This is a genomic window from Pseudomonas sp. MD195_PC81_125, assembly GCF_014060985.1.
GTDB classification, from domain to species: domain Bacteria; phylum Pseudomonadota; class Gammaproteobacteria; order Pseudomonadales; family Pseudomonadaceae; genus Aquipseudomonas; species Aquipseudomonas parakoreensis.
Genome location: NZ_JABULD010000592.1, coordinates 21,588 through 30,886, shown reverse-complemented (window position 1 = coordinate 30,886; position 9,299 = coordinate 21,588). Strand labels below are relative to the sequence as shown.

At 61.0% G+C, this 9,299-nt stretch carries 9 protein-coding genes; 7 read left to right on the top strand and 2 right to left on the bottom strand.

What is annotated here, in order from left to right; translation table 11 throughout:
• The first annotated feature begins 629 nt into the window (after positions 1-629).
• From HT737_RS24120 to HT737_RS24090, 7 genes are all read left to right on the top strand, one after another.
• Positions 630-1,403, top strand: coding sequence for an ABC transporter substrate-binding protein (locus HT737_RS24120; RefSeq protein WP_027612633.1), 774 nt, complete (start codon positions 630-632; stop codon positions 1,401-1,403).
• A gap of 91 nt (positions 1,404-1,494) precedes the next feature.
• On the top strand, positions 1,495-2,184 hold the full coding sequence (locus tag HT737_RS24115) for an ABC transporter permease (RefSeq protein ID WP_003227287.1): 690 nt from the start codon (positions 1,495-1,497) through the stop codon (positions 2,182-2,184).
• Positions 2,181-2,879: an ABC transporter permease gene (locus HT737_RS24110; protein WP_047295854.1), complete on the top strand. Its 699-nt coding sequence runs from the start codon at positions 2,181-2,183 to the stop codon at positions 2,877-2,879. Before HT737_RS24115 ends, HT737_RS24110 begins: the two co-directional genes overlap by 4 nt.
• 1 nt (position 2,880) lies before the next feature.
• The gene (locus HT737_RS24105) at positions 2,881-3,993 is read left to right on the top strand and encodes a M14 family metallopeptidase (RefSeq protein WP_182404145.1); all 1,113 of its coding nucleotides are present in this window, start codon (positions 2,881-2,883) and stop codon (positions 3,991-3,993) included.
• A 27-nt stretch (positions 3,994-4,020) separates the two neighbouring features.
• Positions 4,021-4,785, top strand: a complete 765-nt coding sequence (locus HT737_RS24100) for an ABC transporter ATP-binding protein (RefSeq protein WP_003227281.1) — start codon at positions 4,021-4,023, stop codon at positions 4,783-4,785.
• A 246-nt stretch (positions 4,786-5,031) separates the two neighbouring features.
• Complete coding sequence (locus tag HT737_RS24095; protein ID WP_182404144.1) at positions 5,032-6,024, top strand: GlxA family transcriptional regulator; 993 nt, start codon at positions 5,032-5,034, stop codon at positions 6,022-6,024.
• Between the two features lie 410 nt (positions 6,025-6,434).
• A complete protein-coding gene (locus HT737_RS24090) occupies positions 6,435-7,655 on the top strand; it encodes an aspartate aminotransferase family protein (RefSeq protein WP_047295848.1) in 1,221 nt (406 codons plus the stop codon).
• Positions 7,656-7,767: 112 nt separating this feature from the next.
• Here the strand turns inward: HT737_RS24090 and HT737_RS24085 are convergent, their stop codons facing one another.
• Both HT737_RS24085 and tesB read right to left on the bottom strand, forming a co-directional pair.
• Complete coding sequence (locus HT737_RS24085) at positions 7,768-8,361, bottom strand: HAD family hydrolase (protein ID WP_108183877.1); 594 nt, start codon at positions 8,359-8,361, stop codon at positions 7,768-7,770.
• Positions 8,358-9,227 carry an acyl-CoA thioesterase II gene (tesB, locus tag HT737_RS24080; protein ID WP_003228466.1) on the bottom strand — a complete coding sequence of 290 codons (870 nt, stop codon included), beginning with the start codon at positions 9,225-9,227 and terminating at the stop codon, positions 8,358-8,360. The genes HT737_RS24085 and tesB overlap by 4 nt, the downstream gene beginning before the upstream one ends.
• Positions 9,228-9,299: the final 72 nt, after the last annotated feature.

Here is a 9,299-nt window from a genome sequence, read left to right as displayed (position 1 = left end):
AGCTCCCACAGGTTTTCGAGGTGTGAACGGGATTTCAATCTCAATCGAAATCCCTGTGGGAGCTGGCTTGCCAGCGATAGCCATCTGTCAGACGCCGCAGTATTCCCCTGTCAGAAACCCAAACCACCCAACCAATAATTATCGATCTCCCCCGTAAGACATTTCCCGCTGTTACCGCCTGCCTTCCACGTAACCGAATGTGTAACCGACCGCGGCAAACCGGGGCGAAGGGAAACGAATCGCCCCGTTTTAGAGCCTCAAAATCCCCGCTGAAAAATAAGACCCAACGCTGCGCTTGCCGGATTAGAAGGGTTTGCGAATAATAGGCCCGCAATTTGCAGCATAGATCGGTTCACTGTCTTTCGCTCTTGCATGAATTTGCAGGGCTGTCAATGTGCTCAAGCGGGTTTCTCTGTGCATCTGTAATTAGTTGTCGCATTGAAGAAATATCGGCTTCGGGCCTGTCGTTAGAATGCCGATCACTCGCTCATCGTGGCTGACGTTGAAACCCCTGGTGGTTTCACCGGGAAATTTCCCACCGATGCTGCACCGCTTTCCCGATTCACCCATTCGCATATTGGGCTGTCGCTCACTCTGCCGTTTTTGCCCTTTACCGATGGAGTCCCAAGATGAAGAAACTTGTGCTGCTTGGCGCCCTGGCACTGTCCGTGCTGTCGCTGAATTCCTTCGCTGATGAAAAACCTCTGAAGATCGGTATCGAAGCGGCTTACCCTCCGTTCGCTTCCAAAGCGCCGGATGGCAGCATCGTTGGTTTCGACTACGACATCGGCAATGCCCTGTGTGAAGAAATGAAGGTCAAGTGCCAGTGGGTCGAGCAAGAGTTCGACGGTCTGATCCCGGCACTCAAAGTGCGCAAGATCGACGCGATCCTGTCGTCCATGTCGATCACTGAAGACCGCAAGAAGTCCGTGGACTTCACCAACAAGTACTACAACACCCCGGCCCGTCTGGTCATGAAGCAAGGCACCGTTGTCAGCGACAACCTGTCTGAGCTCAAGGGCAAGAACATCGGCGTGCAACGTGGTTCGATCCACGAGCGTTTCGCCCGCGAAGTCCTGGCCCCGCTGGGTGCCGAGATCAAGCCATACGGTTCGCAGAACGAAATCTACCTCGACGTGGCCGCCGGTCGCCTCGACGGTACCGTGGCGGACGCCACCCTGCTGCAGGACGGCTTCCTGAACACTGACTCCGGCAAAGGCTTCGCCTTCGTCGGTCCGCAGTTCACCGACGTCAAATACTTCGGCGACGGCGTAGGCATCGCGGTGCGCAAGGGCGACGCGCTGAAAGACAAGATCAACGCTGCGATCGCGGCTATCCGTGAAAACGGTAAATACAAAGCTATCCAGGACAAGTACTTCGCCTTCGATATCTACGGCAAGTAACACGTCTCTGCGACAAGTCAGAAATGGCGCAAGCAACAGGATCTCTGCGGTTTGCGCCATTTTTTCATCCCAACTTTCGAGGACCTGAATCATGTTGAAAGGCTACGGGGCTGTCATCCTCGATGGCGCATGGCTGACGCTTCAGCTCGCCTTGTCGTCCATGGCCCTGGCCATCGTTCTCGGGCTGATCGGGGTCGCGTTGCGCCTGTCGCCGATTCGCTGGCTGGCGTGGCTGGGCGATCTGTATTCCACGGTGATTCGCGGGATTCCCGACCTGGTGCTGATCCTGCTGATCTTCTACGGCGGTCAGGACTTGCTCAACCGCGTCGCGCCGATGCTTGGCTATGACGACTACATCGACCTGAACCCGCTGGCCGCCGGTATCGGCACCCTCGGTTTCATCTTCGGTGCCTACCTGTCGGAAACCTTCCGTGGTGCGTTCATGGCGATCCCCAAGGGCCAGGCCGAAGCGGGCATGGCCTACGGCATGAGCAGTTTTCAGGTGTTTTTCCGGGTGATGGTGCCGCAGATGATTCGCCTGGCGATTCCTGGCTTCACCAACAACTGGCTGGTGCTGACCAAGGCCACCGCGCTGATTTCGGTGGTCGGCCTGCAAGACATGATGTTCAAGGCCAAGCAGGCGGCAGATGCCACCCGCGAGCCTTTCACCTTCTTCCTCGCAGTGGCGGCGATGTACCTGGTGATTACCAGTGTCTCGTTGCTGGCGCTGCGTCACCTTGAGAAGCGCTACTCGGTAGGCGTAAGGGCGGCTGATCTATGATCTTCGACTACAACGTCATTTGGGAGGCCATGCCGCTGTACCTCGGCGGCCTGCTGACCACTCTGAAACTGCTCGCGCTGTCGCTGTTGTTCGGTCTGCTGGCGGCACTGCCGCTGGGCCTGATGCGCGTTTCCAAGAACGCTGCGGTCAACGGCATTGCCTGGCTTTATACCTACGTGATTCGCGGCACGCCGATGCTGGTGCAGCTGTTCTTGATCTACTACGGTCTGGCGCAATTCGAAGCCGTGCGTGAAAGCTTCATGTGGCCGTGGCTGTCCAGCGCGACGTTCTGTGCGTGCCTGGCCTTCGCGATCAACACCAGCGCCTACACCGCCGAAATCATCGCCGGCAGCCTCAAGGCCACGCCGAACGGCGAGATCGAAGCCGCCAAGGCGATGGGCATGTCGCGCTTCAAGATGTACAAGCGCATCCTGTTGCCATCGGCCTTGCGTCGGGCGCTGCCGCAATACAGCAACGAAGTGATCATGATGCTGCAAACCACCAGTCTGGCGTCCATCGTGACCCTGATCGACATCACCGGCGCGGCCCGTACCGTCAACGCGCAGTACTACCTGCCGTTCGAGGCGTACATCACCGCCGGCCTGTTCTACCTGTGCCTGACCTTCATTCTGGTGAAGCTGTTCAAGCTGGCCGAGCGTCGCTGGCTGAGCTACCTGGCCCCGCGGAAGCACTGATATGGAACGCATCGACCACGTATTGCCGTGGAGCCATCTGGGCAGCGAGCGCAAGATTTCGGTCTTCCGCTTCGGTCAGGGCGAGCGCAAGGCCTACATTCAGGCCAGCCTGCACGCTGACGAACTGCCGGGCATGCGCACCGCCTGGGAGCTGAAAAAGCGCCTTGGCGAACTCGAAGCCCAAGGCCTGCTCAACGGCGTGATCGAGTTGGTGCCGGTCGCCAACCCGCTGGGCCTCGGCCAATTGCTGCAAGGCAATCATCAGGGACGTTTCGAGGCGGGCAGCGGCAAGAATTTCAACCGCGATTTCGTCGAGCTGAGCGCGCCGGTTGCAGCGGCGCTGGCCGAGCGTCTCGGTGACGATCCGCACGCCAACATTCGCCTGATCCGTCAGGCCATGGCTGAGCATCTGGCGGCAATGCCCGAGGCGGGCAGCCAGTTGCAAGGCATGCAGCGCGTGTTGCTCAGCCATGCCTGCACCGCCGATGTGGTGCTGGACCTGCACTGCGATGCCGAAGCCGCGCTGCACATGTATGCGCTGCCGCAGCACTGGCCGCAGTGGCGGTCGCTGGCCGCGCATCTGAATGTGAAGGTCGGTTTGCTCGCGGAAGACTCTGGTGGCAGCTCCTTCGATGAGGCGTGCTCGTTGCCGTGGCTGCGCCTGTCGCGGCAGTTCCCGGACGCGCAGATTCCGCTGGCGTGCCTGGCGACGACTGTCGAGCTGGGCGGTCAGGCCAACACCGACCGCGCCGATGCGCTGGCCTGGGCCGAAGGCATTCTGGCGTTCCTCGCCGAGCAAGGCCTGATCACTGGCGAGTGGCCAAAGCCGGCCAATGAACCGTGCGAAGGCATGCCGTTCGAAGGCACTGAATTACTGTTGGCGCCGCACCCCGGTGTGGTGAGTTTTCTGCGTAAACCCGGCGAGTGGGTTGAAGCCGGAGATGAAATTTTCGAAGTGATCGATCCTGTGTCCGATCGGGTCAGCACGGTGTGTGCTGGTACCTCCGGGGTGCTGTTTGCCATTGAACGGCTGCGCTATGCCCAACCCGGTTTCTGGCTGGCCAAGGTGGCGGGGCGCGAAGCGCTGCGTCACGGGCGCTTGCTCAACGACTGACTGACTGTTTTTGTGAGAACCGACCGCATGTACAAACTTGAAGTCCAAGACCTGCATAAACGCTATGGCAGTCACGAAGTGCTCAAGGGCGTGTCCCTGAAAGCGGCAGCCGGCGATGTGATCAGCATCATCGGCTCCAGTGGCTCCGGCAAAAGTACTTTCCTGCGCTGCATCAACCTGCTTGAGCAGCCGCACGCGGGCAAGATCCTGCTCAACAACGAAGAGCTGAAACTGGTGGCCAACAAGGACGGCGCGCTGAAAGCCGCTGATCCGAAACAGCTGCAGCGCATGCGTTCGCGCCTGTCGATGGTGTTCCAGCACTTCAACCTGTGGTCGCACATGACCGCGCTGGAAAATATCATGGAAGCGCCGGTCCACGTGCTGGGCGTGTCCAAGGCCGAAGCTCGCGAGAAAGCCGAGCACTACCTGAACAAGGTTGGCGTGGCCCATCGCAAAGACGCGTTCCCGGGGCACATGTCTGGCGGCGAGCAGCAGCGTGTGGCGATTGCCCGTGCGCTGGCGATGGAGCCGGAAGTGATGCTGTTCGACGAACCGACGTCGGCGCTCGATCCGGAACTGGTGGGCGACGTTCTGAAGGTGATGCAAGCGCTGGCTCAGGAAGGTCGCACCATGGTCGTGGTCACGCACGAAATGGGCTTCGCCCGTGAAGTGTCGAACCAGTTGGTGTTCCTGCACAAAGGTGTGGTGGAAGAGAGCGGCAACCCGCGCGAAGTGCTGGTCAATCCGCAATCCGAGCGTTTGCAGCAGTTTCTCTCGGGCAGCTTGAAGTAATCAGAGCTGCCGATATGCACCGGAATAGTGCATGCTTCGCAGCCTGAAGGCTGGCTCCAATCCCCTGTAGGAGCTGCCGAAGGCTGCGATCTTTTGCCCTTGCTTTTGAAAATCAAAAGATCGCAGCCTCGTTTCACTCGACAGCTCCTACAGTGGGCGCTGTGCAGGTTTCGAGATTTGCGTTCATTTACGGGCTAGCATTGGCCCATGCCTTCATCACCGTTCTTCGTTTCGGATTGCCCGCCCATGACTGCCCATCGAATTGGTTTCCTGATTTGGCCCAGCACTAAAGCTCTGACGCTGGCGCTGGCGGAGGAGGCCTTGCGTGTTGCTCAGCGGGTGCATCCGGAGGTGGTTTACGAACTGTCGTTCCTGCAGGCTGAAGCCAGTCCTGAAGCGGCGGCCGATGGAGCCTGGCAACTGCCCGGCGAAGCCTGGACCGGCAAGCTGGAAAACTTCCAGAAACTGTTCCTGCTCGCCGACGAGCCGCCGACCAATCTGGCCCCGCCCCTCAGCAGCGCGCTCAAGCAACAGGTGCGTGCCGGTTGCGTGATCGGTGGTCTGTCGGCCGGTGTGTATCCGCTGGCGCAACTCGGTCTGCTCGACGGTTATCGTGCAGCCGTGCACTGGCGCTGGCAGGACGATTTCGCTGAACGTTTCCCGAAGGTCATCGCCACCAGTCACCTGTTCGACTGGGATCGCGATCGCCTGACCGCGTGTGGCGGCATGTCGGTGCTAGATCTGCTGCTGGCGGTGCTGGCCCGTGATCATGGGGCCGAGTTGGCCGGTGCGGTGTCCGAAGAATTGGTGGTCGAGCGCATCCGCGAGGGCGGCGAGCGTCAGCGCATTCCGCTGCAGAACCGCCTTGGTTCCAGCCATCCGAAGCTCACCCAAGCCGTGTTGCTGATGGAAGCCAACATCGAAGAACCGCTGACCACCGACGAAATCGCCCAGCACGTGTGCGTGTCCCGTCGGCAACTGGAGCGGATCTTCAAGCAATACCTCAACCGCGTGCCGAGCCAGTACTACCTGGAATTGCGCCTGAACAAGGCCCGGCAGATGCTGATGCAGACCAGCAAGTCGATCATCCAGATCGGCTTGTCCTGCGGTTTCTCTTCGGGGCCGCATTTCTCCAGTGCCTACCGCAACTTCTTCGGTGCGACGCCGCGGGAAGATCGCAACCAGCGGCGCAGCAGCAGTCCTTTCGAACTGTCGTCGGTGCCGCCAGAGCGCGGTTGATCCGCGTCCTGTTCAGGGGCGGGCCGAGTGTTTCGCTGCGTCGACCCTGGCCTCTTTCATCTCGCCTTCGTGGGTGTATCGGGTTGCCCGGTTGTTTCGGCGCGTGGGCGGTCGCCTGGGCTGGAAAAGTCCGCCCGGTAAAAACGGCTCTTCAGGGTGATGTGCGGTACATATATACCGCACTCGCCAATTCGTTCTCGGGTACAAATCAGCAAGCTGCCGCAAACGGCTGCGGCCAGTTAAACTGCGCCTTTGCGACGCTATATGTCGCATTGCCGTAAACCCGGGAAAATCCGGGGTTTGCGCTATAAGAAGTTGTCGCTTGGCGACAAGGCCGGGCTGAAAACTGTCCTTACAATCCCCCCATCGCTCGCCAGTTTCAGGCGGGTGTTCCTCTTCAGGAGACTCCGATGTCCGTTGAGCACGCTGCGGTAGAACGCGCCGATTTCGACCAGGTAATGGTTCCCAACTACGCGCCTGCCGCTTTTATTCCGGTGCGTGGCGCCGGTTCCCGCGTCTGGGACCAGAGCGGCCGCGAGCTGATCGACTTCGCCGGCGGGATTGCCGTTAACGTATTGGGCCATGCGCATCCGGCGCTGGTCGGTGCGCTGACCGAACAGGCGAACAAGCTGTGGCACGTGTCCAACGTGTTCACCAACGAGCCGGCCCTGCGCCTGGCGCACAAGCTGATCGACGCCACGTTCGCCGAGCGCGTGTTCTTCTGCAACTCCGGCGCCGAAGCCAACGAGGCCGCCTTCAAGCTGGCCCGTCGCGTGGCGTTCGACCGTTTCGGCAGCGAGAAGTACGAGATCATCGCTGCGCTCAACAGCTTCCACGGCCGTACCCTGTTCACCGTCAACGTCGGTGGCCAGTCGAAGTACTCCGACGGTTTCGGTCCGAAAATCACCGGCATCACCCACGTCCCTTACAACGATCTGGCCGCGCTGAAAGCGGCGGTGTCCGACAAGACCTGTGCGGTCGTGCTCGAACCGATCCAGGGCGAGGGCGGTGTACTGCCGGCGGAACTGGCTTATCTGCAAGGTGCCCGTGAACTGTGCGACGCGCACAACGCGCTGCTGGTGTTCGACGAAGTGCAGACCGGCATGGGCCGTACCGGCCACCTGTTCGCCTACCAGCATTACGGCGTGACCCCGGACATCCTGACCAGCGCCAAGAGCCTGGGCGGCGGTTTCCCGATCGCCGCGATGCTGACCACCGAAGCGCTGGCCAAGCATCTGGTGGTCGGCACCCACGGCACCACTTACGGCGGCAACCCGCTGGCGTGTTCGGTAGCCGAAGCGGTGATCGACGTGATCAACACCCCTGAGGTGCTGAACGGCGTCAACGCCAAGCACGACAAATTCAAGACCCGCCTGCAGCAGATCGGCGAGAAGTACGGCCTGTTCACTCAGGTGCGTGGCCTCGGTCTGTTGATCGGTTGCGTGCTGAGTGATGCCTGGAAAGGCAAGGCCAAGGACATCTTCAACGCCGCTGAAAAAGAAGGCCTGATGATTCTGCAGGCCGGCCCGGACGTGATTCGTTTTGCCCCGAGCCTGGTGGTGGAAGACGCCGATATCGACGCCGGCCTCGACCGCTTCGAACGCGCCGCCGCCGCACTGACGCAAGCCTGATAGACCTTTCGACGCCTGAGGATTCTGGCGTCGAACCCAATTTTGATACCGGGCAATATCAAATGTGGGAGCGGGCTTGCCCGCGATGGGGCCCTTTCAGGCGCTAAAGAACTCAGGCCAGAAGCATACGCCGCAACTCGACACAATCCTGCGCATGCCAGTCCGTCAGCTCCGGCCACGGGTTGTCCGGCAGATTCACCAGCACCGTCCGCGCCCCGGCCGCTCGCCCGCAATCCAGATCAAAGCGGTAATCCCCGACCATCACCATCTCGCGCGCCGGCACGTTCCAGGCCTCGGCCAGTTTCAGCAACCCGCCGGGATGTGGCTTGGGCGGTGCTTCATCGCGGCCCAGCACATCTTCCACAGCGAAACAGTCGGCCAGGCCAATCGCTTCGAGCGTCACATGCGCCAGCTCCCGCGCGTTGCGCGTCAGGATGCCCAGGCGATAGCCACGCCCGTGCAGATCGCGCACCAACTCCACCGCACCGGCAGCCGGTTTCGAACCCAGCGCCAGATCGCGCTCATGCTCCAGCAGCCAGGCATGTTTCGCCGCCGCTTCGTCGGCCGGCAGCGCCGCGAGGTGGGTGAGAATGTCGTCCTCGGGCGGAATCGCCAGCGCCACGCGGATCGCCGCAAAGTCATGCACGGCGATCGTCAGCGTGCCGTCCATGTCGAACACCCAGTGCTTCACATCGCTCAGGCTCATGCCCAGTCCTTGCGGTGACGAATCAGGCCTTCCTGGGTCACCGACGCCACCAGTTGCCCGGCGCGGTTGTACACGCTGCCACGGGAGAACCCACGGGAATTACCGGCCCACGGGCTGTCCATCGCGTAGAGCAGCCAGTCGTCGGCGCGCAGATCATTGTGGAACCACAGTGCGTGATCGAGGCTGGCGACCTGCATGTCTTTCTGCCAGACCGACTTGCCGTGGGGCAGCATCGAAGTGGTCAGCAGACCGAAGTCCGAGGCGTAGGCCAGCAGGTATTTGTGCAGCGCCGGAATATCCGCCAGCGCGCCATCAGCACGGAACCACACGTATTTCACCGGATCGGCCGGCTGCGGGTTGTACGGGTCTTTTTCAGTGACCGGGCGCACTTCGATCGGTTTCGGGCAGAGCAACTTTTCGCGCATGTGCTCGGGAATCAGGTGCGCGCGTTGCTGGGTCAGTTCCAGCTCCGACGGCAGGTTTTCCGGACCGACCACCACCGGCATCTGGCTCTGGTGCTCGAAGCCTGCTTCGTCGTACTGAAACGACGCGCTGCAGGTAAAAATCGGGTGGCCCTTCTGGATCGCGGTGACCCGCCGGGTGCTGAAGCTGCCGCCATCACGCACGCGATCCACCGAGTACACGACTGGCAATTTGGCGTCGCCCGGGCGCAGGAAATAACCGTGCATCGAATGCACATGGCGCGCCTCTTCAACCGTCTGACTGGCCGCCGACAGCGACTGGCCGAGCACCTGCCCACCGAACAACTGACGGAAACCCAGGTCCTGGCTGCGGCCACGGAACAGGTTTTCCTCGATCGGCTCCAGGGTCAGCAGGTCGACCAGATCTTCCAACACTTGGCTCATTCAGACTCTCCTCACACAACGCTATGCCGCGCAGTCTTGGCTGCCGCGGCCCATTCAGGTTCTGGCGCGAGC